The sequence below is a fragment of the Streptomyces sp. NPDC059875 genome, from assembly GCF_042731085.1.
GTDB lineage: Bacteria > Actinomycetota > Actinomycetes > Streptomycetales > Streptomycetaceae > Streptomyces.
Genome location: NZ_JBHWJZ010000020.1, coordinates 67,773 through 90,128, shown reverse-complemented (window position 1 = coordinate 90,128; position 22,356 = coordinate 67,773). Strand labels below are relative to the sequence as shown.

Sequence of the window (22,356 nt, the reverse complement as noted above, 5' to 3'; positions counted from 1 at the left end):
GCGTCCCGGTACGGGAATCGCGGTCAAGGGGTCGCGGGCGTCCGGGGCTCCTGCAGCCGAGCCGCGAGCTCCCCGGGAAGCACGTCCCGGTTTGCCGGCGTGAGGTGGACGACGTCGATGTCGGGGCGCCGCTTGAGGGCGTCGGTGAACGGATCGCGGTGCATGTGGACCGTGGCGACGACGTCGACCTCCGCGACGAACAGCGCCTCGACCGCGTCACGGAAGGCCGTGGACGCCAGCTCCATCCGCCCCAGCTCGTCGACGAGCACCAGCCGTCCTGTTGCCTCCCCGGTCGCCGTCGGCTTCAGCGACGGCAGTGCCAGCCGTTCCATGACGCCCAGGTCGACGCCGTATTTCCCCACCCGCGGCGGACCGGGCAGGTCGACATGGGCGAGCACCTCCCGCCGGCCCGCCAGCGTCTCCAGGGCGAAACCGACCCGGGCGCCGGATTGCCGGATCTCCTCCGTGGTGAAGCCGGTGGCCGCGCGGGAGGGCAACAGCGCGGCCAGCCGACGGAGGGCGGTCGTCTTGCCCGCGCCAGGGCGGCCCTCGAGCAGGATCCTTGTCGGCACACTGCCATCTTCCCCCCGCTTCCGCAGGCGGCCCGAGTGGGCGCGGCCGAACGGGGGTTTTGAGGTGCGGACCGGTGCCGGTGCCTCCGTCGCGGGTAGGGCGGCGCCCATGAGCGAAATGGAACTCAGCAGCACCGCCTTCGACCACAACACGGTGATCCCCCTCCGCTACAGCGGGGAGGGCGAGAACCTCTCACCGCCCCTGACCTGGTCGGGGGTGCCCCATGAGGCCACGGAGCTGGTCCTGCTGTGCGAGGACCCGGACGCGCCGGGGGCGACCTTCCTGCACTGGCTGGTCACCGGCATCGATCCGGGGACCACCGGGGTGGCGGAGGGCCAGAAGCCCCACGGCGGCCTGCCGTGGCCCAACGGCTTCGGGCGCATGGGCTGGGGAGGGCCGATGCCTCCACCGGGGCACGGTCCGCACCGCTACTTCTTCCGCCTGTACGCCCTGTCCGAGCCGCTGCCGCTGCACGACCATCCGGGCGTCGAGGACGTGCATCGTGCCCTGAAGGGCAGGGAGCTGGCCTCCGGCACCCTGGTCGGGACCTATCAGCGCTGAGCGTGTCACCGCCGGTCGTAGCCGTGGGCCCCGTACAGCCGGACGAACCGGGCCGCGGCGACCGTCCTGCGGTGCACCAGGCCGCGGGCCTCCCGCTCGTACAGCTCGACGTGCTCCTGCCCGCCCTGCCCGATCGGCTGCACGAGCCGGCCACCGGTGCGGAGCTGCTCCACGAGCGGCTCCGGCACCTGCGGGAAGGCCGCGCAGACGATCACGGCGTCGTACGGGGCACGGCTCGGCATACCGAGGGTTCCGTCGCCCAGTACGACCTCGGCATTGCCGACGCCCCGCCCGGCCAGCCGCAGGCGGGCCTCGTGGACCAGGTCGGGCCAGCGCTCGACACTGACGACGTAGGCGGCCAAGCGGGCCAGCAGCGCGGTCTGCCAGCCGTACCCGGTCCCGACCTCCAGGACCTGTTCGTCACCGGTGAGGCCGAGCGCGGAGACCATCATGGCGACCAGTGAGGGCTGGGTGGTCACCTGCCCGTGGGGGAGCGGAACAGGCGTGTCCCAGTACGCCGACGCCACCTCGTCCGCAGGGACGAAGTCGGCCCGGGGGACGCTCCGTACGGCCTCGAGGAGACGGTCGTCGGTCACGCCCACGACGCGGGCCGCGCGGACCAGGTTCTCGGGGGTGCCTTCAGGGGCCATCGGACCACTGGGGGTCGGCGTACCGCAGCAAGGCGCCCACGCCCTCGTACAGTCTCAGCTCGCCCTCCGGTACGACGACCAGCTCGGCACCCGTGCCGACGAGGGCACGGACAAGTGCCTCGTCGGCGCGTTCCTCGCGCGGGGCCCGCACGCCGAAGGACGTCAGCTCCGCCTCGGTCAGGGCGAGTTGAGTGGGCTGGGAACCCACCCAGAGCCGCAGCGAGGAGCCGGGCGGCCGGTTGAGCAGCAGTGCCGCCACCTGGCCGCGTTGGAGGGCGGCGACGGTGGCGGCCAGCCCCTCCGTCATGGGCCCGTCCAGGGCACGCCGACCGATGAAGATGTCCACGAGTTCCCGGTCGTGCGCGGCCATGCGGCCCCGGAAGACGCCGTCGAGCTGCGGCTCCAACAGGGCGCGTCCGGTGTCGGTGGGTGTCCGGCCGCCCACGCGCACGACCTTGTCCCGCAGGGTGTGCGGCAGCCGGCGGATCAGTACGTTGCACGCCCACTCGTCCCCGCCCACGACGACAGCATCGGCATGGGCGCGCCGCGCCCGTTCGTCCAGCCGGTGGCCGAGCCGGACGCAGGTGCGGTGCCAGGTCGCCACCGCGACCCTGCGGTGCAGCCGCGCACCCGGGGTGACGGTGGACGTGGGCCAGGTACCCGTCTCCGCCTCCAGCACCACCCAGCCGTGGGTCTCAGCGGTCGGAAGGCCGCCGTAGTGGACGACCACGGCCATGTACGGGATCTCCGGAACGTGCTGGGTGACCAGGGGCATCGCGTCCGGCAGGGTGCTGTAGCGCGCCGAGTCGTGCTCGGGCGGCCTGGGCAGCTCCCCGTCCAGGACGAGCGTGCCGTGGGCGGCGAAGACGGCCTGCCCGTGCACCCCCGGAACCTCGGTGTCGGCGCCGACCACCTCCTCCAGTACGTTCAGCAGCGCCGGGTCCGCTCCCTGACGGGACAGGCTCGCCCGCAGCCGCCGCCAGCGCTGCTCGATCGCCCGCTCGGGATGCTCGACGTCCCGGGAGGTGTCCAGATACACGGAGGCGTACGGGCCCGGCTCTGCGTAGAGGGGCTCAAGGAACGACAACCTCATCGCCACTCCTCGTCGATGGTCTCCCCACCTTCGATGATGCCCGCCTCGGACGGCGATGGAGCCCGCCGGACCCGACGATCGGCCTGGCTCGGCCACTGGGCCCTTGCCTGTGCGGAACCCCTCCCGTGTTACTTGTCGGTAAGCAATGATGTCGGGACAACCATCCACACGCGGGGGCTGAGGTAGCGGTGACGACTTTCGAGGAACGGACCAGGGTGCACGCCTTCCGGGACGACGCCCTGGGAGATCACGACGCCGTCGGTCTCGCCGCGGCGATCCGCCGGGGTGAGGTCGGTGCCGCCGAGGTCGCCAGGGATGCGGCGGAGCGGGTGCGGGCGGTCGAGGCACGACTCAACGCCGTCCAGGCGCACGTCGACGTCCCGGTGCCCGTCACCGGCGCGGGCGGCGCCTTCGCCGGAGTGCCGACCTTCATCAAGGACAACACCGACTATCTGGGTCTGCCCACTGGTCACGGCAGCGCAGCCTTCACTCCGAGGGCCGCGCGGCGGCACGCGCCGTTCGCCCGGCAGTTCCTGGGCAGCGGCGTCACGGTGCTGGGCAAGACCCGGCTGCCCGAGTTCGGGTTCAGCCCGACCACGGAGTACGAGGGCGCCGAGCCCGTTCGCAACCCGTGGAACACGGGGTACTCGGCGGGTGGTTCGTCGGGCGGCAGCGCGGCGCTCGTCGCCGCCGGCGCGGTGCCGATCGCGCACGCCAACGACGGCGGTGGCTCGATCCGTATCCCCGCCGCCTGCTGCGGTCTCGTCGGTCTCAAGCCCACCCGTGGCCGGGTCGTGGCGAACGCCCAGAGCCGTCAACTGCCTCTTGACATCGTCTCCGACGGGATCGTGAGCCGTTCCGTGCGGGACACCGCCGCGTTCCTCGCCGCCGCCGAGACGTACTGGCGCAACCCCGAACTGCCGCCGGTGGGCCGGATCGAGGGCCCTGCGGAGCGACGGTTGCGCGTCGGGTTCCTGCTGGACTCGCCCAACGGTGTCCGCTCCGACCCCGCCACCCGGGCGGCCGTCACGGAGACCGCGGCGACGCTCGAACGGCTGGGTCACACCGTGGAGCCGGTGGAGTTGGCGATCGACCCCCGCTTCACCGACGACTTCCTCACCTACTGGGGTCTGCTGTCCTTCCTCATCGGTACCACGGGCCGGACCCTGGGCGCCGACTTCGACCGGCACCGTATGGACGGCCTCAGTCGGGGGCTACGCGACGCGTACCTCCGGAATTGGCGGCGCACTCCGGGCGTGCTGCGGAGGCTCAAGCGTACGAGGGAGGCGTACGCGGCGTCATTCCGCGGGCTCGACCTGATCCTTTCCCCCGTACTCGCCCACACCACGCCCCCGATCGGTCACCTCGGCCCCACCGTTCCCTACCCGACGTTGATCGAACGCATCCTCGCGTACGTCGCGTTCACGCCCATCGACAACGTCGTCGGCACACCGTCGATCTCGGTGCCCGCCCCGAGCGCGACCGAGGACGGGCTGCCGGTCGGCGTCATGCTCTCCGGCCGCCCCGGCAGTGAACGGACGCTGCTGGAGGCTGCGTTCGCGCTGGAGGCCGAACACCCTTTCCGGCGTATCCAAGGCTCCTGACAGGGCCGCACGGTGGTCACCTGGTGATCACCGTGCGGCCGTCCGCGGGGCGCGGCCGCCCGTGGCGGGAGTGACTCGGTGCAGCTCTACCAGATCGCTTCGACCCACTCGGGGTGGTCGATGAACGGGTTGCGGTTGCCCTGGTAGGTGCCGTAGATGACGTCGTTGCGGCGTTCCTCGAAGGCGCTCGGCGGGTCCTGCTCGTTCCACTGCTTCAGGATCGAGAGACGGCCGTGCCACGGGATGCTGCCGTTGGAGGACGACTCGTTGGGCTCCAGGTCGGCCCAGGCGTCGTCACCCTCGTAGCGGACGGCCATGTAGAGGATCATGCGGGCCACGTCTCCCTTGTCCGCGGCGCGCGGCTCGAAGGAGTTGGAGTCCGTGTAGCTGCCCGAGGCGCCGCTGACGGGGCTGCCGCCGTTGTCCCAGTCCTTGTTCCCGCGGGTGCTGTTGACCTGGACGTCGCAGGCGCGCAGGTGGTGCAGGTCGGTGCCGGGGCCGGCCGAGGTGCCGAAGCTGCCGTGGGACTGGGCCCACACGTGCTCGCGGTTCCAGTCGCCGACGTCGCCTCCGTTGAGGGTCTTGCTCCGCGAGGTGCCGCTGTACAACAGGATCACGTTGGCACTGTTGTTGGGGTCCTGGTCGGTGACCTTCAGCGCGTTCCAGACCGCGTCGTACGAGATCTTGTTCTGGCTGCTGATGATCGTGTGCAGCGAGGACTTCAGGCTCGTACCGGTCTTGCCGATCGCGTTCTTGTAGTACGTGCTGTCGTACGCGTTCGTCGTGGCGCTCGCGGGAGTTGCGGCGACCGTCGGAAGGGTGAGGCCGACGAGGACGGCGGACAGGGCTGTCGCCAACGCCTTCCATCTGCCTATCTGCACAGCGAACATGGGGGTTCCCTTTCCCGGGGGCGGCATACGTGAGACGGGGCGCTCAACTCAACGGAGCGGCTGTCTACGCGTGTTGATGTCGTGCAGCCAGGAGAGTGGCATGGAGGAGGGGGTGGCCGTGTAGCCAGGAGGAGACGTTTCTGTGACGTTCTCGCATACGGCGCAACCCTGGAGGGGCGGCCCGCGGCTCCTGGAGCCGAACCGGCGCCGCGACGGCGTGAGAGCCGGGACCGACCTCGTCGGCCTGCTCCGGGACGAGCGATCCTGTCGGGCGGGCGGGACGTACTTTTCGCTCGGTCGGCCCAGTGGGGCCGCCCCCGGATGGCGCAGTGTCACGACCTGAGCACTACTTGTATTCGAGTGTGCGCATTCTGGTGCTCACGAGACAGTCACGGTGGACGCCTGACGGTTGTTCCACGAACGGAGCCCGCATCATGACCCCCGACCCCGACCCCTTCAACAGCAATCGGGCCGAAGACGACAGAGCCGCCGTGCGGAGTGCCCCGGAGGCGCCCGACCCGTCCGAGACGGGCGACGAGGCGATACGCACCCTTCTTTCGACAGCGGCGACCGAGCGGCCCGTGACGGAAGTCGCCGCGCTGGTCGCCCGCCTCCAGGAGACCGGGGAACTGTCCAGCCCCGCGGACGTGGCTCTCCGCGCAGCCGCCGTCTCCCGCCCCCTGGACGAAGTGCGGCAGCTTGTCGCGCTGCTCAACGAATCGGGGTACGACCTCCGGCAGGCCGAGACCACGCTGCGCGCCGCGGCCGTCGGGCGGCCGATCGAGGACGTGGTGGCGCTCGTCACGATCCTCGGCACCGACAGCAGCGACTGGCGCCCCGCCGGCGCGGATACCAAGGAGCGGAACGTCTGGCGCGGCCAGGACGCTGCCGCGGTCGGCCCCGCCTCCTCGAAGCGGCCGCGAGGATCTGCGAAGCAGCAGAGGTCGGTCCTGGACGGCGCACTGGCCGCAGGTCCCGGCAGCCACACCGCCTCCCCGGCGATGCGGTCGGCGCTCCGTTGGCCGGCCGCGGCCGCCATGCTCGTCTGCGGCCTCGTCCATGTGCCCACGGATCTCGCGGCGTTGCGCGCGGGCGGCCAGGCGGAGATGCTGTCCGTTGTCGTCACCGTGCTGTGCCTGCTGTGCGGCGTATGGCTCGCGGTGCGGGACACCATGATCGTCTGGGGCGCCGCTACGGGGCTCGCTGCCGGAGTCATCGTGCTCCACGCACTGGAGAGCGCCGGCACGGTCGATCTGCTGAACAGCGGCCTCGCCTTCACGTTCACCTGGGCGAAGGCAGCGGCGCTGCTGAGCGCCGTGGCCGTGGTCGTACTGGCCGGCTCGACCCTGGTGCGCTACGCGAAGACGACAGGCGCGGCGGACAGCGCCTGAAGCGTCGAGATCGCGCGGCTGGCCGGGCCGCCGGCACCAGGCGGCCTGGTCGGCCACCGCCGTGATCGACTTGACCCTCCGAACCCGGCGCCGACACGGTGCTCGCGGTTCTCGCCGACATCTCCCGGCGCCTCGATCGAGAACCGGTCAGGGCAGGGTCAGGACGCGTGGGCCTTCTTCGGTGACGGCGATGGTGTGCTCGAAGTGGGCTGCTCGGCTGCCGTCGGTGGTGAGGAGGGTCCAGCCGTCGCGTGCGGTGTAGTAGTCGTCCTGTCCGCTGGCCATGAGCATGGGTTCGATGGCGAGGGTCAGGCCGGGCCGGAGGGGAAAGCCGCGGCCGGGGCGGCCTCGGTTGGGGACGTGGGGGTCTTCGTGCATGCGGCGGCCGATGCCGTGACCGCCGAAGTCGGCGGGCATGCCGCAGCGGGCCGCTGCGGCGATGGTGCCGATGGCGTGCGAGATGTCGCCGATGCGGTTGCCGGGGACGGCGGCGGCGATGCCGGCGTCGAGAGCCTGCTGGGTGGCGTTGATCAGGTTCAGGTCGGCGGGCCGAGGGGTGCCGACCGCGAAGGTGATGGCGGCGTCCCCGGTCCAGCCGTCGAGCTCGGCGCCGCAGTCGATGCTGACCAGGTCGCCGTCGCGCAGCCGGTAGCCGGTGGGGACACCGTGCGCCACGGCGTCGTTGACCGAGGTGCAGATCACCGCGGGGAAGGGGGTGGGAGCGAAGGAGGGTCGGTACCCGAGGAAGGGCGAGCGGGCCCCGGCCTTGGTCAGCACCGTGCGGGCTGCTTCGTCCAGTTCTTGCAGGGATACCCCGACGCCTGCCGCTTCCCGGGCGGCGGCGAGGGCCTGGGCCACGATGCGCCCGGCTTCCCGCATCGCGTCCAGCGCCGTGTCGGTCTTGATCTCCACCATGTCCCGCGACTCCTCGTCCCACCCTCGCGTCCAATTTTTATACCGGTATTAGTATCACGGACGCGAGGGTGGGGAGGGCGGGGATGAGCGCAGTGGAGCCTGCGAGGACCGCCGCTACCGTGTTCGGCAGCGTTCAGCGGCGTCCTTTTCGAAGGTCCGAAGCAGGTCCGCCGCGATGCTCACCGCGATCGTGGCGGGCTCCTTGCCGGTGATCTCGCTGATTCCGACCGGGGTCTTGATCCGGTCGATGGTGGCGGCGTCGTGGCCGCCCTCCGTGGCCAGGCGCCGGCGGAACCGCGCCCACTTGGCGGCCGAGCCGATCAATCCGATCGAGCCGAGACCGGCGGTGCGCAAGGCGGCGTCGCACAGCGCGGCGTCCTCGGCGTGGTCGTGGGTCATGATCAGGACGTGGGTGCCGGGCGGGAGCTCCGCGAGGACCTCCTCCGGAAGCAGCGGTGTGTGGTGCACGTGGATCTGCGCCACCGCATCCGCGAGCACGCCGAGCCGTTCGTCGGTGAGTACGTCGGGGCGGGTGTCGATCAGGTGCAGATCGAGGTCGTGGCGGGCGAGGATCCGCGCCAACTCCAGTCCGACGTGCCCGACGCCGAAGACCGCCACCGCTTGGACCACCGGCAGCGGTTCGAGCAGCACGGTGACGGCTCCGCCGCAGCACTGCACGCCGTGCCGGCTGGTGACCTTGTCGTTGAGGGCGAACTCCATCAGCTCCGGCTCCGGATCGGCCGTGACGTTCAGCTCCCGCGCCCGATCGATGGTGACGGCCTCGATGTTGCCGCCGCCGATCGAACCCCAGGTCTCGGTCAGTCCCACGACGAGTTTGGCACCGGCCCGACGGGGCGCGTGGCCGCGCACGGTCGCGATGGTCGCGAGCGTGCCGGGCTCCCGGCGGGCTCGCAACCGCGCGACCGCGGCCACCCAGGTCATGTCAGGCATCGCTCAAAGCACTTGCGTCGGCGGGGATCTCGCTGCCCCCGCGAGCGTGGCCGTTGCTCTGCACGTCGCTCCTGCGGGCTGCTTCGATCGCCCAGTACACCGCCTCCGGTGTCGCGGGGGAGGCGAGCTCCACGCCGACCCCGACGGGCCCGAATGCCGCGGCGGCCTGCCGCAGCGCTTCTCGGACCGAGAACGCCAGCATCAGCGGAGGCTCACCCACCGCCTTGGACCCGTAGACCGCGCCCTCCTCGGTGGCGTTCTCCATCAGCCTGACGTTGAACTCCTCGGGCATCTCCGAAAAGCTCGGCAACTTGTACGTACTCGCGGCCTGGGTCAGCAGCCGGCCGCGGTTCGGCCCGTCACCTGCGTCCCAGCGCAGGTCCTCGAGCGTCAGCCAGCCGGCGCCCTGGACGAAGCCGCCCTCGACCTGACCGATGTCGATCATCGGGGACAGGCTGTCGCCGACGTCGTGCACGATGTCCACCCGCCGGATGCGGTACGCGCCGGTGAAGCCGTCCACCTCCACCTCGGTGGCGGCGGCGCCGTAGGAGAAGTACTTGAACGGCGAGCCCTGGAACGTCGTCGCGTCCCAGTGCAGGCCCTCGGTCCGGTAGAAGCCGGCCGCCGACAACTGAACCCGCTGGAAGTACGCGGTGCGCACCAGGTCGTCCCAGGCCAGTTCCTTGTCGTTGCCGATGACGCGCGCGACGCCCTCGACGATGCGTACGTCCGAGGCGTTCGCACCCAACTGCGTGCCGGCCACCTGCAACAGCCGCTCGCGCAACTGCTCGCAGGCGTTCTTCACCGCCGCACCGTTGAGGTCCGCCCCGGAACTGGCGGCGGTGGCAGAGGTGTTGGGGACCTTGTCGGTACGCGTCGGGGCCAGCCGCACCTTGTGCAGCGGGATGCCCAGCGCGGTCGCGGCCACCTGCAGCATCTTGGTGTGCAGGCCCTGCCCCATCTCGGTGCCGCCGTGGTTGATCAGGACCGAGCCGTCCTTGTAGATCAGCACCAGCGCGCCGCCCTGGTTGAAGGCGGTGAGGTTGAACGAGATTCCGAACTTGATCCCGGTGATCGCGAGCGCTCGCTTGGTGTTCGGGTGCGCGGCATTGAAGGCCGCGATCTCGCGCTGGCGATCGGCGATGCCGGCGTCGTCCTGAACCTGCCGCCAGAGCGCCGAGATCCGTTCGGGGTGAGTGACCGGCTGTCCGTACGGCGTCGACTGGCCCTGCCGGTAGAAGTTGCGCTCGCGCAGCTCCATGGGATCCAGGCCGAGCAGCGGCGCGCACCGGCCCATGATGTCCTCGATCACCAGCATGCCCTGAGGTCCGCCGAAGCCGCGGAAGGCGGTGTTGGAGACCTTGTTGGTCTTGGCGATGCGACCGGCGATGCGCGCGTTGGGAATCCAGTAGGTGTTGTCGATGTGGCACAGCGCGCGGGCCACCACCGGCTCGGACAGGTCCAGGCTCCAGCCGCCGTCCGCGGTCAAGGTGGCGTCCAGGGCCCGGATGCGGCCGTCGGCGTCGAAGCCGATCTTCCACACGGCGTGGAACCCATGGCGCTTACCGGACATGGTCAGGTCCTGGGTCCGGTTGAGCCGCACCCGAACCGGCCGACCGGTCAACCTGGCGCCGAGCGCGGCGACGGCCGCGAACCCGTGCGGCTGCATCTCCTTGCCGCCGAAGCCGCCACCCATCCGCAGGCACTGCACGGTCACCTCGTGGCTGTGCAGGCCGAGCACGTGCGCCACGATCTCCTGTGTCTCCGAGGGGTGCTGGGTGCTGCTCTGGATGAACATCTGCCCGCTCTCGTCGACGTGCGCCAGCGCCGCGTGCGTCTCGAGATAGAAGTGTTCCTGATCGGAGAACTGGAACTCGCCGGTGAACACATGCGCGGAGTCCTCGAAGCCGGCGTCGACATCGCCGGTCAGCATCACGGGCCGGGCGCCGTGAAAACTCTCCGCCGCGATCGCTTCCCGCAGCGTGATCAGGGAGGGCTGTTCATCGAGTTCCACCTCGACGGCCGCCGCTCCGAGCCGGGCCGCCTCCAGGGTCTCGGCGAGCACCCAGGCGACGGCGTGGCCGTGGAACATGACCTCGTCGGGGAACAGCGGTTCGTCGTGCTTCATGCCGGCATCGTTGACGCCGGGCACGTCGGCACCGGTCAGCACGCGGACCACGCCGGGCACGGCGAGCGCGGGCTCGGTGCGCAGCGCGGTGATCCTGCCGTGGGCCTTCATGACCTGGACCGGGTACGCGTGCAGCACGTCCTTGGTGCGATGGACCAGGTCGTCGGTGTAGAGCGCGGCGCCCGTGACGTGCAGGACGGCGCTCTCGTGCGGCATCGAGACGCCGACGACGGGCTTCTCGGGGCGCTCGGACAGATGACTCATGACGAAACCGCCTCGGTGGTCTGCGCGTACAGCTTCAGCAGGCTCTGGCCGAGCATCACGGAGCGGTAGTCGGCGCTGGCACGGTGATCGTTCATCGGTGTGCCCTGGGCCTGAAGCACCCGGGCCGCGGCCTCGACGGTCTCCGCCGCCCAGGGCTCGCCTTCCAGGGCCGCTTCGGTGGCGAGGGCGCGGATCGGGGTGGCGGCCACGCCGCCCAGGCCGATGCGTGCCTTGCGGACGATCCCGTCCTCGATGTCGAGCGCGAAAGCGACCGCCACGCTGGAGATGTCGTCGAAGCGCCGCTTGGCGATCTTGTGGAAGGCCGTGACCGGTGACAAAGGCAGCGGGATGCGCACCGCGCGGATCAGCTCCCCGGGACGGCGCACGCTCTGCCGGTAGCCGGTGAAGTAGTCCGCCAGCGGGACCTCGCGCTCACCGTCGGCGTCGGCGAGCACCACCGACGCCTCCAGCGCGAGCAGCACCGGCGGGCTGTCACCGATGGGGGAGCCGGTACCCAGGTTGCCGCCGAGCGTCGCACTGTTGCGGATGAGCCGGGATGCGAATTGCGGGAACAGCTCCGCCAGCAGCGGTACGCGGCCGTCGAGGCGGCGTTCGATCTCGGTGAGCGTCTGCGCCGCCCCGATCTCGATGTGGTCGGATTCGGCTCGCAGCTCCCGCAGTTCGGGCAGTCGGTCGACGGCGACCACGCAATTCGCCCGGCGGGAACGGATGTTCACCTCCACACCCCAGTCGGTGCTTCCGGCGACCACCACCGCATCGGGCCGCTCGCGCAGCAGCCGCACCGCCTCGGCCAGGGTGCTCGGCCGGAGGAACGTGCTGTCGTCCTGGGTGTATTCGGTGGCGACCGGTTCGGGCGGGGACTGCTCGCGACGCTGCGCCAGGGGGTCGTCGGCGGTGGGCGTACCGACCGCGAACGCGGCATCGCGAATCGGGCGGTACCCGGTGCAGCGACACAGGTTTCCGCTCAGCGCGTGCAGATCGAAACCGTTCGGACCGTGCTCGGAGTCGGTGCCGTCGGCCGGGTCCGAGTCCGAGTCCGTGTGCGCGCAGCGGTCGGGTCGGTAGTACTCGGCGGCCATGCTGCAGACGAATCCCGGTGTGCAGTACCCGCATTGGGATCCGCCGCGGACCGCCATCTCCTCCTGCACGGGGTGCAGCGTGGACGGCGTGCCGGATTCGCCGGCGGTGGCGAGACCTTCGGAGGTGGTGACCTCCTGACCGTCGAGCGCCGCGACCGGGACCAGGCAGGCGTTGACCGCCACCCAGTCAGTGGGTTTGTTCACCCCGGGACGGGCCACCAGGACCGAACAGGCGCCGCATTCACCCTCGGCGCAGCCCTCCTTGGTGCCGGTGAGGCCACGCTCGCGCAGAAAATCCAGCACCGTGGTGTGGGGTGCGGCAGGTGAGATCGGTGTTTCTTTCCCATTGACCGTGATCCGCGCCGCTACCATGGCACGTCCTCATTTCGGGGCGCGGTCGATCCGACTTTCGTAGTCGCCATTTCAGGAGCTTTCTGTTTCGGTGGCGCAGCTCGAGAACACGCAGCGCGCAACACGGGCACGCAACACGTGCCGCAGGCGGTGACAGAGAGGGGAAGGTGCCGGGGCCACAATCGGGCACGCCGGAAGAGGGCTGGTCAGCAGCCGTGTGCTACAAGACCCGGAGCCCAGGCAGTCTGGTGGGAGAGGCGAGAGAGTACGGAGATGGTCGACATCCGATTCGCCTCCTTCCAGCAGCTCGCGAGTCGGTGCGCCCGAAGCTACGTTGCCGCAGGTTCATCGGTCAAGCCTCTGTGGGGTGCCCACGGGCCCCGTCCCCTGTCTGCCGTACTCAAGGGAGCGTCCAGATCTGGGTCGTCACGAGGTAGAAGACGACCGCCCAGATGACGGTCACCGCGGCGACGATTCCAAGGCCGATGAGGTTGGTCCTCGTCGGCGATTCGTCAGGCGACGGCCGCAACCAGCGCTTGAGCAGTCGGTTCACGTAGTAGGGCATCGTGACGAAGCTCATCAGGAAACTCGAGAGCAGGTTGCCCACCAGGAGCCCGAGCCAGAACGGCATCCCCAGCGGATGGAGGGCGAGCGACAGCAGCACGACGGTCGGGTACAGGCCGACCCAGACCGCGATGGACGTCTTGGTCTCCGAGGGCGGAGGCGCTTCCCTTCCGTTCTGGTCGAAGGCGAACCAGCTGCCGAACGAGTTGTCGATGGTGCGCAGCTTGTACTCGCTGAACCGCTCGCCCTCGGCGAGCAGCTCCTGCCGTCTGGTCGACGTCAGCCAGGCGTCGAGGTGCTCCGCGTTGTCGTATCGGTACAGCGTGGTCCATTCGTCCTGAAGTCCCTCGATCGGACGGAAGAGCTCGGTGCCGCGGAAGCCCTCGAATCTGCTCTCCTCCTGGGCCATGCGATGCTGCCAGTCGAGGAAGTCGTCGACGCTGTGCGGATGGATGCGGTGGGTGACCACCACGGTCACCAGCGGATCCGTCGGTTCCGTACCCCCACTGACCACCTGCTGGGTCGCGGGGCCGTCGCAGTACTTGCTTCCGCTGTCGAGGAACCGCTGCCGGGTCGCGCTGTTGATCCAAGCCTGCAGATGGGCTATCGAGTCGAAGCGGTAGACGACGACCCAGTCGGGTTGCAGGGCTGTCGGCCGGGCGATCTCCGCTCCGAGGAATCCGGCGTAATGGGCGGCCGCGGCATTGACGTCCTCCTGCCACATCTCGTACTCCCGCTCCGCCCCGGGGAGGACCTTCTGGCCGATGATCGCCGTCGCGGCGGTGTCTTCGAACTTCATGGTGTTCATGTGCTCAGGCCGCCGACTGTGCCGACCGACTCTCGTTCAGCCGGCTGTAGATGCGTTCCGGAGTCAGGGGCAGCGCGCGGTAGCGAATGCCCGTGGCATCGTGGAGCGCGTTCGCCAGCGCGGGCGCCACCGGGTTGATGCAGCATTCCGCCATACCCTTCGACCGCATGGGCCCGTACGAGTCCGTCGACTCCACCAGGAGCACGTCGGTCCGGGGGATGTCGGCGTAGGTGGGGATGCGGTAGTTGCGGAGGTTCGGGTTGACCATGACGCCGTGCGCGTCGACGTGGAAGTTCTCGGTCAACGCGAAACCGATTCCCTGGGCCACGCCGCCTTCCACCTGCCCGCGGACCTGCGCGGGGTTGATGACCACCGCGGCGTCGGTCGCCTGGACGCTGTAAAGGATCCGGATCTCACCCGTCACCCGGTGGACGGCGATGCGGAACCCCTGCGTATTGGAGGTGACGCTCCGGGGTGATCCGTACGCCTTGCGGGCCGCGGTGAATCGGATGCCGCGTGCCCGGGCCAGGGCGACGAGTTCGGCCAGCGACACGCGCCGGTCGCCGCAGACGACACCGTCGTCGTCCATCGCGCACATGACGAGATGGACCCCTGTGTGGGCGGCGGCGAATTCCAGAATGCGGTCGCGTACGGCGTTGGCCGCTCGCAGGACCGCGTTGCCGGACACGAAGAGACCCGCACTCGCGAAGGCCCCGGTGTCGAATCCCGTGCGGTCGGTGTCGGACTGCACGAGCCGGATGCGCGAGGGCGTCGTGCCCAGCTGGCCGGCGGCGATCTGGACATGGGCCGTTGACGTCCCCTCGCCGAACTCGACCGTTCCGACAGCCAGTTCGTACACGAGGTCGTCGCCGAGCGTGACCCACGCCTCCGAGATGTGCTCGGTGGGGGGTGCGGTCTCGTGCAGGGAACTCGCGACACCGGTCCCGACGAACCACTCCGGGCCGGGGGAGGACTGCCCCGCCGTGCGGGCCATCGCCGCGTCCACGAGGTCGATGCACCGGGCGAGTCCGTCCTCGGTGAACATCACGTCATCGGGGCCGTCGTGCAGGGCCACGAGCGGATCGCCCGGTCGCACGATGTTGCGTCGGCGCAGTTCGAGCGGATCGATGTGCAGGGCGCGTGCCAGTTCGTCCATGGCCGATTCCACGGCGAACGCCGGCTGCGTCATCCCGTATCCGCGCAGCGCTCCGCTCGGGACGGTGTTCGTGTAGACGGAGTACGCGTCGTACTTCTTGTTCGGACAACGGTAGAGCATGACCGCGGCACCGCCCGCGTACAGCGTCTCGCCCCCGTGATTGCCGTAGGCGCCCGTGTTCGACACGTTGCGGACCTGGAACGCCGTGAGCGTTCCGTCCGCCTTCGCTCCCAGCGTGACCGTGAGCGTCATCGGATGGCGGGGCGAAGCCGTCGTGAACTCCTCCTCGCGGGTGTACTCGAACGAGACGGGCCGTCCGGTGTCCAGGGTGGCGAGGGCGACCAGATCCTCCGAGATCACTTCCTGTTTGCCGCCGAAGCCGCCGCCGACCCGCTTGCAGAACACACGGAGCTGGTCCGGGCGGAGCGCGAACAGGTAGGCCAGCTTCACCTTCGCGATCGACGGCGACTGCGAACTGGTACGGACGTTCAGACGGCCGTTCTCCATCCACGCGATCGATCCGTGGGTCTCCAGGTGCGCGTGCTGCACGCGCGGTGAGGAGTACGTGCCCCGGTGGATCACGTCCGCCTCGGCGAAGCCCGCGTCGACGTCACCGATGTCCGCGTGGATCTCGAGGAGGATGTTGTGGACGGGATCGAGGGCGAACGGATCGTGCTCCGCGCCGTGCAGCTGCGGCGCCCCCTCGGCCATCGCCTCTTCGGGTTCGAACACCGCCGGGAGCACCTCGTACTCGACGACGAGTTGTCGGCAGCCCTCCTCCGCGGCTCCGACCGTGTCCGCCAGGACCGCGGCGACCCGCTGGCCGATGAAACGGACGGTGTCGTCGAGAATGAAGGTGTCGTCCGGATCGACGAGATGGTCGGTGTGGATCGCCGTGGTGAAGCGCCTGCGCGGGACGTCTTCCCAGGTGTAGACGCGCTGCACGCCGGGCACCGCGAGCGCGGCGGTCTTGTCGATCGACACGATCCGGGCGTGGGCATGCGGTGCGTGCACCACCTTGAGGTGCAGCATCCCCTCGATGTGGGTGTCCATGGTGAACTCGGCGCGACCGGTCACCACGTCGTCGGCCGCCGGTGCGCCGACGCTCGTCCCGACGGCCTTTCCCGGCGCCGCAGTCTCCACGCCCACGACGCCCTTGACGGCATCCTCGATCCCGCGATAGCCGGTGCAGCGGCACAGGTTGCCCTTCAACGCCCGCGGCAGGTCCGCCTTCTGGGCCTCGGTGAACGTCGCCGAGGTCATGATCATCCCAGCGGTGCAGAACCCGCACTGGAAGCCCGGGGCGTCGCGGAACTGCCGCTGCATCGGATGCAGGCCGCCGGGTGCTCCGAGCCCCTCGATCGTCGTCACCTGACGCCCTTCGGCGCGGAAGGCGGGGGTGATACAGCTGTGGACCGGTTCACCGTCCAACCAGACCGTGCAGGCACCGCAATCCCCCGCGTCGCACCCCTTCTTGACGCCGAAGTGGCCGAGTTGGCGGAGGAACGTGCGCAGGCACTGGCCGGGTCGTGGTTCCGCGTCGAAGCTCTTGCCGTTCACGGCATAGGTCATGACAGGCTCCCCGCCATCAGCTCGCCCCGTATCTCTTCGGCGAAGTGCTTGGTCAGGTGGCGACGGTGATCGGGGGTCCCGTTGGGATCGGTGAGCCAGACGTCGCGGGGGATGGCGTCGATGCTCTGCTGAAGGGTTCCGGCGTCGGGCAGGGGGTCGAAAGCCAGGCGTACGGGCCGGGTGGTGCCGGCCGTGACCGTGAGCGTCATGTCGTTCACTCCCGGCGTCTGCGTGCCGACGAGGAACACCGTCGAGCGACCGAGGTGGGTCAGCGTGAAGCGGCGGTGCGCGGTGCGTTTCCTCAGGGCGCGCACCGGAATCTGGATGCGGCGCAGGAGTTCCCCGGGGGTGAGTACGTTCTGATGGTCGCCGGTCACGAAGTCGAGGGCGTCGACGGTGCGCACGGACCCGTCGGGCGCCTGCAGCTCGTACTGTGCCTCGAGCGCGACCGTGAGGGTGATCATGGGGCCGGCGGGCAAGGACATGCAGATGTTCCCGCCGACGGTCGCCGCGTTCCAGACCTTGAACGAGGACAGGAACGCCTCACAGCTCTGGGCGAAGAGCGTGCCCGCGGTCCAGTCACGCGGCGGCACATAGGCGTACAGCTCGCGGATGGTGCATGTGGCGCCGATTTCGAGGCCGGTGCCGCTCGGGACGAGACGATCCCACCGCAGCGCCGTCAGATCGATCAGGCGGCGCACCTCCGGCTGCTCGACGGAGTACAGCCATGTGCCGCCCGCGAGCCAGGCGTCGCCTTCGCGCCAGTCCCCGCCCGGCCGATCGGACGGCCGCCGGACCACTTCGGTGACGGTGTTGAGATCCATGGGAACTGATCTCCCTCACGACGACAATCGTGTGCAATCGTGTGGCGACCGGATGCCCGCCGGGAGCAGCACCCCAACAGCGAGCGACAGCACCGGATGTGGCCCACCGCGGTCGACCTGCTCGACGAGGGACCGGCGGAGACGGAGACTCCGTTCCAGGATATCGCCGAAGAGGCCGGCCTCGCCAAGTCGGGGCGCGGCCGCGGTGATCACGGACTCAGCAGTCGCCCCGCGGCGACCGCCGAGGCCACCGTCCCTCCGGCCACCACCGCCGAGGCCGCGAACAGCGGAACCCTCGGGGTCCACGTGCGCAGCGTGCGGGAGCGGGAGACGCGGTCCAGCAGCGCGTCCCGTCCACGGAGCACGATCAGACCGACGCCGGCGAGCGTCAGGGCCATGCCGACTCCGAACGCGGCGACCATCGCGAGTGCGATGCCGACCTTGCCGGTCAGCAGTCCGGTGAGCAGGACGAGGAAGGCCGACGGCGAGGGCAGCAGGCCCCCCGACGCACCGAGGAGCAGGAGTCCGCGCCAGGTGAGGAGTGACGGCGCGGCCGGGATGTGATGGCTGTGGCCATGGTCGTGGTCGTGGGTGTGCCCATGGTCGTGTGCGTGGCTGTGGTCGTGTGCGTGCCCGTGATGGTGGTGCTTCCGGTGGCGCAGATGCCTCCGGACCAGGCTCACGCCCACCCCCGCCACCACGAGCGCCGCGAGCAGTTGGAGCCACCCCGTCAGCGCCGCGATGTCCGGCGTGCTGTTCGCCGCCAGCCACCAGCCGACCGCCAGCGTGGCGACCGAGAGCGTGTGCATCACGGCGACGATGCCGCCCAGCCACACCGCGTCGCGCGGCCTGCCCCTGGCGCCCACCAGGTACCCGGCGGCCAGCGACTTCCCGTGTCCCGGCGCGCAGGCGTGAAGCGCGCCCACGGCCGCGGCGATGAGCAGGGCCACCGGAAGAGTCGCGCCGTGGTCAAGGAGTGACGTCAGGTCGGTGCTCCAGGCTGCCCAGCCGGAAGCGGCGGGTCCGGCCGCGGCCTGCGCGGCCGCCGGTGTCAGCGGCAGCGTCCGCGTCGGCTCCTGCGCCGTGTGCAGCCCGCCCGCGCCCGTGTCCGTCACCGACAGCGTCCGGTACGCCCGGTCGACGTCCGTCAGCGCCGTGACCGTCAGTTCGATGCGGTCCACCGGCCGCGTGCAGACGAAGTGGACCTTCGTGTCGTCCGCCCGGTCCACGCGGCAGGGGCGGCCGTCCTGGCGTACGACGATGTGCGCGCGCAGATAGCCTGCCTCGTCGCCGCCGGACACGTCCTTCAGGACGGCGACGTCGTCCCGCTGCGCGGACCAGGTGGCGTCGACGGTGGTGCCCGTCGCCTCGATCTTCACAACAGGAGGGGTTCCGAAGGGGTGCGCCTGCGCCGTCCCCGCGCTGCCCAGGAGCAGCGCGGGGACGGCGGCGAGCAGGAGCAGCACCCCGGTGCGGAGTGATCGCACGGTGGTGCGTCCCTTCTACTTCCGGCGGGCGGCGAGCGCGTGGACCGTGCCGTCGTCCGTGAGGACGAAGAGCCGGTCACCGCTCACGGAGAGGGCCGAGGCCACTCCCGCGCCGAGGTCGTACGCGGTGACCTGCGCGCCGCTCACCCGGTCGAGGACGAGCAGGCGGCCGTCCCACGTTCCGACGTACACGTGGGACTTCGTCACGAGCGGGTGCATGGTCGGCGAGCCCGCACCGACCGAACAGCCCATGGCAACACGCCACTTGTCGTCGAGAGGACTCTCCCCCGGCAGATAGCCGGAGGCGGCCTCCCACACCGGCTTCGAGGGATCGGCCGCGCTCGTGTCGTAGGCGCGTACGACACCGTCCCGGCCCGCGACGTAGGCGGTCTCGCCCCACACGGCCGGGCTGGTGAGCGGGGCGCGCCCCGGCTCGCAGGTGCTGCCGCCGCCGAGCCTGGACTCCCAGGTGACCACGCCCGTCTTCGGGTCGTGGCCCCGGGCTCCGTACGCCGTGAACGTCACCAGTTTCGTCCGGCCGCCCTCGGCCGGGTCGGTCAGTACGGGCGAGGAGTGGCTGTCGATGTCGCCCCCGGTGTCCTTCACCCAGAGCTGGGCGCAGGTCGCGAGGTCCATGGCGATGACGGTGTTGCTCGACATGGAGTGCAGGTAGGCCGTGTTGGTACCCGGCTCGCGGATCACCGTGCTGTGGGCCTGACCCCAGGAGAACGCGGCGCCGAAGCCGCCCGGCAGCATCCCGCCGGTCTTCGCGTCCCGGCAGCGGACCGTGGAGGCGTCCTGGTAGACGGCGACCGTGCGGTCGCCACCGCCCGCGAGGGCGAAGACGCTGACAGGTCCGCCCGCTCGGCCGTAGCGGCGCACGGTGTCCCCGTGGGTCTCCTCGCGGTCGATCGACTGCCAGACGATGCGTCCGTTCGCCGCGTCGAGCGCGTAGACCCGCCCGACACCGGTCGTCAGATAGACCTTGCCGCCGTGGAGCGTCGGCGCGGATTCGGCGTCGCCGTCCAGGTAGGTGCGCCACAGCTCCCGCCCGGAGGCGAGGTCGTAGGCGAGCATCATGCTGTACGGCGAGTCGAAGGCCCGGGACGAGACGATGAGCCTGCCGTCCGCGACGACCGAGCCGTTGAGGTTGAACTGCTCGCCGGTGTGGCGGGCCCACGTGAGGTCGAGCTGCGCGCCCGGCTCGTCGCCGCTCGCGGACCGCCCGGCCTCGTCGCCGCCCTGCCGCAGCCAGTCCTGGCCGGTCTTCGGCTCGGCGAGCTCGGAGTCCCGTACGACCTCGAAGGTGCTCCTGACGACGGGGAACCGCTTGCCCCGCGTGTCGTACGCGACCGACTCCGCGGTGTACGTTCCGGGCCGCAGCCCGTGCAGGGCGCCGCTCGCGCGGGTCCAGGCGCCGCGCGTCTCGGGGCAGGGCTCGGGCGTGCCGCCGGGCGGGGTGTAGCAGTTCTCGATGCCGGGGCGGGACCTGTCCTTGCCGAAGCGCACGTCCGTCCGCTTCACGAGGTGGCCGCGGCCGTCACGGACGGTCAGTACCGCCGTGGCCGGGGTACGGCCGTCGTCCTCCGCGTACACCTCGACGGGGACTCCGGCCTTGGTGCCGTGCACACTGCCCTGCGCGGGGCTGACCAGCGCGGCGTCGTCGTCGATGTCGAACTGTCGGTGGATGCCGGTCACATGGCCGGTGTCCTCGTTGCGGTGCGTGCGCGGATCGTCCGTGATGGCGCTGAAGTCGAGGACCTTGTAGTCGGGGCGGGCACCGTCGATGCCGTACGTGCCCTGGTTGTTGATCTCGACGGACCGCTTGAAGGCGCCGCGCCGGAACTCGGCCTGCTGGTTGTGGCCGGCGGCGACCATCCGCACGTCGTACTTGGCGAGTTCGTCGATCGTGGGCTGCATGCCGGCGCCGGGGCCCCACTGGGTGAACAGCGAGCGGTGCGCGAAGACGAACACCTGCTTGCCGACCGCGTGCCGGGCGAGGTCCTGGCGCAACCACTCCAGCTGCGGCTTCAGCCCGCTCGCGTCGTAGTTGTCCTCGAGGACGACGATGTGACGGCCGTTGCGGTCGAAGCTGTACCACTCGGGGGCGAGGTTGCGGCGGTAGTACTCCAGGCTGCCGGCGTAGCCCTGGGAGGTCGCCGTGCCGCCGAAGTCGTGGTTGCCCATCACCGGGTAGAAGGGGTGGCCGAGCCGGCCCTCCTCCAGGCCCTTGCTGAACAGGTCGTACGCGCCCTGGCGGCGCGGCTCTGCGGCGTAGTCGGTGACGGTGAGGTCGCCGGTCGCGATCTGCATCGTCGCGCCGTCGACCTCGCTCATCGCCTGGACCTGGCCGGTCCACTGGGGCAGGGCGCGCCGGGCCTCGTCGTCGGTGCGGTTGCCGACCTCGGAGTCCGAGTTCATCACCCACTTCTCGGTGGGGTTCGAGGCGTTGCGGTCGGGTACGAGCGCGAAGTCGACGCCCGTGCCGCCGGTCTCGGGGACCTTCCGGAAGAACTGCGGGATGTAGTCCTTGCGCAGGGCGGGCGTGTATCCGTCGGGCGAGACGATGCCGACGAGGTCGGTCTCGCGCCGCTTCGGGTCGATGCTCAGACTGTACGCACCGTCCGCGCCGGTCGTCGTCCATCCGGCCCCGTCGGTGACGTCGACGCCGGGCATGGGCTGCTCGCCCGTGTCCCGCTTGCCGTTGCCGTTGCGGTCGTTGAAGACGGTGCCCTCGACGGTGACCGTGGCGTCCGGCTCCGCGGTGTCGTCGGCGAAGGCCGCCGGGGGCGCCAGGAACGACAGGGCGACGGCGCCGGCCGTCGCGAGCTGCCAACGCCGCCGGGAGCGGCGCACTCCGTGTACGAGGGCGGGCAGCCGCAGGGCGACCAGCACCAGGACGACGCCGGCGGCCGTGACGAGCGCGACGGTCGACCACGGGAACGACGGGAGGGCGTGTGCGCCGCGCACGTCGACGAGCGGGGTGGCGGCGGAGGCGTCGACCGCGGTGCCGTCGAACTCGACGACTACCTGGGTCAGTCCGCCCCTGTCGATGAGCGGGCTCAGGTCGAGCGCGTCGACGTGGCAGCTCCACGCCAGTTCGACGACGACGCCGCCGGGCACACCGCCGTCGTCGCCCGGCACGCCGGAACCGGTGACCGGGCAGGGGGCCGAGAGCAGCGCGGACGCCCACGCACCGGCCTGCTCGGGAGCCACGACGGCGTGGTGCACGATGAGGCGGCCGCTGGTGACGTCGTCTCCGGGCGCGACAACGAGTTCCGCGTGCTCGCGCGAGACGTGCGCGAACGCGGGCTGGGCGCCGATGCCCAGCATCAGGAAGAGCAGCGCAAGGGCGAGCCCGGCTGCTCTGCGTATGTGATCCATGAAGCGGAGGCTATTGATCCGCTGACGGGTTACCCGTCGGTACTGATCGACTTCACGGAGCGGCCCGGAACTGTTCAGCGTCCCGTTCGC

General features: G+C 70.5%; 16 protein-coding genes. 3 read left to right on the top strand and 13 right to left on the bottom strand.

All coding sequences use genetic code 11. The annotated features are described in order from the left end of the window. Positions 1-23: 23 nt before the first annotated feature. Positions 24-572 (bottom strand): nucleoside-triphosphatase, encoded by a 549-nt coding sequence (locus tag ACFV9D_RS23935; RefSeq protein WP_385149726.1) that lies wholly within the window; start codon positions 570-572, stop codon positions 24-26. Between the two features lie 109 nt (positions 573-681). Between ACFV9D_RS23935 and ACFV9D_RS23930 the strand changes: the two genes are divergently transcribed. Continuing rightward, complete coding sequence (locus ACFV9D_RS23930) at positions 682-1,134, top strand: YbhB/YbcL family Raf kinase inhibitor-like protein (RefSeq protein WP_385149723.1); 453 nt, start codon at positions 682-684, stop codon at positions 1,132-1,134. A 5-nt stretch (positions 1,135-1,139) separates the two neighbouring features. On the opposite strand, the gene ACFV9D_RS23925 is transcribed toward ACFV9D_RS23930, so the two are convergent. Both ACFV9D_RS23925 and ACFV9D_RS23920 read right to left on the bottom strand, forming a co-directional pair. Beyond that, entirely contained in the window at positions 1,140-1,784 is a 645-nt protein-coding gene (locus ACFV9D_RS23925) for a protein-L-isoaspartate(D-aspartate) O-methyltransferase (protein ID WP_385149720.1), read from the bottom strand. After that, positions 1,774-2,877: a hypothetical protein gene (locus ACFV9D_RS23920; RefSeq protein WP_385149717.1), complete on the bottom strand. Its 1,104-nt coding sequence runs from the start codon at positions 2,875-2,877 to the stop codon at positions 1,774-1,776. The genes ACFV9D_RS23925 and ACFV9D_RS23920 overlap by 11 nt, the downstream gene beginning before the upstream one ends. Positions 2,878-3,065: 188 nt before the next feature. Between ACFV9D_RS23920 and ACFV9D_RS23915 the strand changes: the two genes are divergently transcribed. Then, positions 3,066-4,481, top strand: coding sequence for an amidase (locus tag ACFV9D_RS23915; protein WP_385149714.1), 1,416 nt, complete (start codon positions 3,066-3,068; stop codon positions 4,479-4,481). An 86-nt stretch (positions 4,482-4,567) separates the two neighbouring features. Here the strand turns inward: ACFV9D_RS23915 and ACFV9D_RS23910 are convergent, their stop codons facing one another. Continuing rightward, positions 4,568-5,371, bottom strand: a complete 804-nt coding sequence (locus ACFV9D_RS23910) for an endonuclease I family protein (protein WP_385149711.1) — start codon at positions 5,369-5,371, stop codon at positions 4,568-4,570. Positions 5,372-5,805: 434 nt separating this feature from the next. Between ACFV9D_RS23910 and ACFV9D_RS23905 the strand changes: the two genes are divergently transcribed. Further along, complete coding sequence (locus tag ACFV9D_RS23905) at positions 5,806-6,762, top strand: hypothetical protein (RefSeq protein ID WP_385149708.1); 957 nt, start codon at positions 5,806-5,808, stop codon at positions 6,760-6,762. 147 nt (positions 6,763-6,909) lie between these two features. On the opposite strand, the gene map is transcribed toward ACFV9D_RS23905, so the two are convergent. The 9 genes from map to ACFV9D_RS23860 form a co-directional block, all read right to left on the bottom strand. Continuing rightward, positions 6,910-7,677, bottom strand: coding sequence for a type I methionyl aminopeptidase (map, locus tag ACFV9D_RS23900; RefSeq protein WP_385149705.1), 768 nt, complete (start codon positions 7,675-7,677; stop codon positions 6,910-6,912). A gap of 114 nt (positions 7,678-7,791) precedes the next feature. Then, positions 7,792-8,619, bottom strand: coding sequence for a xanthine dehydrogenase accessory protein XdhC (gene xdhC, locus ACFV9D_RS23895; protein ID WP_385149900.1), 828 nt, complete (start codon positions 8,617-8,619; stop codon positions 7,792-7,794). 1 nt (position 8,620) lies between these two features. After that, entirely contained in the window at positions 8,621-11,020 is a 2,400-nt protein-coding gene (gene xdhB / locus ACFV9D_RS23890; RefSeq protein ID WP_385149703.1) for a xanthine dehydrogenase molybdopterin binding subunit, read from the bottom strand. After that, the gene (locus tag ACFV9D_RS23885; RefSeq protein WP_385149700.1) at positions 11,017-12,492 is read right to left on the bottom strand and encodes a xanthine dehydrogenase small subunit; all 1,476 of its coding nucleotides are present in this window, start codon (positions 12,490-12,492) and stop codon (positions 11,017-11,019) included. The genes xdhB and ACFV9D_RS23885 overlap by 4 nt, the downstream gene beginning before the upstream one ends. 379 nt (positions 12,493-12,871) lie before the next feature. Beyond that, the gene (locus ACFV9D_RS23880) at positions 12,872-13,834 is read right to left on the bottom strand and encodes an antibiotic biosynthesis monooxygenase (RefSeq protein ID WP_385149697.1); all 963 of its coding nucleotides are present in this window, start codon (positions 13,832-13,834) and stop codon (positions 12,872-12,874) included. 13 nt (positions 13,835-13,847) lie between these two features. Next, positions 13,848-16,571: a molybdopterin-dependent oxidoreductase gene (locus tag ACFV9D_RS23875; RefSeq protein ID WP_385149694.1), complete on the bottom strand. Its 2,724-nt coding sequence runs from the start codon at positions 16,569-16,571 to the stop codon at positions 13,848-13,850. Beyond that, positions 16,568-17,395: an FAD binding domain-containing protein gene (locus tag ACFV9D_RS23870; protein WP_385149691.1), complete on the bottom strand. Its 828-nt coding sequence runs from the start codon at positions 17,393-17,395 to the stop codon at positions 16,568-16,570. The genes ACFV9D_RS23875 and ACFV9D_RS23870 overlap by 4 nt, the downstream gene beginning before the upstream one ends. A gap of 209 nt (positions 17,396-17,604) precedes the next feature. Then, entirely contained in the window at positions 17,605-18,882 is a 1,278-nt protein-coding gene (locus tag ACFV9D_RS23865; protein WP_385149688.1) for a hypothetical protein, read from the bottom strand. Between the two features lie 15 nt (positions 18,883-18,897). After that, positions 18,898-22,266, bottom strand: a complete 3,369-nt coding sequence (locus tag ACFV9D_RS23860; RefSeq protein WP_385149685.1) for a PQQ-binding-like beta-propeller repeat protein — start codon at positions 22,264-22,266, stop codon at positions 18,898-18,900. Between the last annotated feature and the right edge of the window lie 90 nt (positions 22,267-22,356).

Coding starts and splice junctions, on each gene's coding strand:
- ACFV9D_RS23870 (WP_385149691.1), bottom strand. CDS start 17,395: ATGGATCTCAACACCGTCACCGAAGTGGTCCGGCGGCCGTCCGATCGG.
- map (WP_385149705.1), bottom strand. CDS start 7,677: ATGGTGGAGATCAAGACCGACACGGCGCTGGACGCGATGCGGGAAGCC.
- ACFV9D_RS23905 (WP_385149708.1), top strand. CDS start 5,806: ATGACCCCCGACCCCGACCCCTTCAACAGCAATCGGGCCGAAGACGAC.
- xdhB (WP_385149703.1), bottom strand. CDS start 11,020: ATGAGTCATCTGTCCGAGCGCCCCGAGAAGCCCGTCGTCGGCGTCTCG.
- ACFV9D_RS23875 (WP_385149694.1), bottom strand. CDS start 16,571: ATGACCTATGCCGTGAACGGCAAGAGCTTCGACGCGGAACCACGACCC.
- ACFV9D_RS23910 (WP_385149711.1), bottom strand. CDS start 5,371: ATGTTCGCTGTGCAGATAGGCAGATGGAAGGCGTTGGCGACAGCCCTG.
- xdhC (WP_385149900.1), bottom strand. CDS start 8,619: ATGACCTGGGTGGCCGCGGTCGCGCGGTTGCGAGCCCGCCGGGAGCCC.
- ACFV9D_RS23885 (WP_385149700.1), bottom strand. CDS start 12,492: ATGGTAGCGGCGCGGATCACGGTCAATGGGAAAGAAACACCGATCTCA.
- ACFV9D_RS23920 (WP_385149717.1), bottom strand. CDS start 2,877: ATGAGGTTGTCGTTCCTTGAGCCCCTCTACGCAGAGCCGGGCCCGTAC.
- ACFV9D_RS23880 (WP_385149697.1), bottom strand. CDS start 13,834: ATGAAGTTCGAAGACACCGCCGCGACGGCGATCATCGGCCAGAAGGTC.
- ACFV9D_RS23930 (WP_385149723.1), top strand. CDS start 682: ATGAGCGAAATGGAACTCAGCAGCACCGCCTTCGACCACAACACGGTG.
- ACFV9D_RS23860 (WP_385149685.1), bottom strand. CDS start 22,266: ATGGATCACATACGCAGAGCAGCCGGGCTCGCCCTTGCGCTGCTCTTC.
- ACFV9D_RS23925 (WP_385149720.1), bottom strand. CDS start 1,784: ATGGCCCCTGAAGGCACCCCCGAGAACCTGGTCCGCGCGGCCCGCGTC.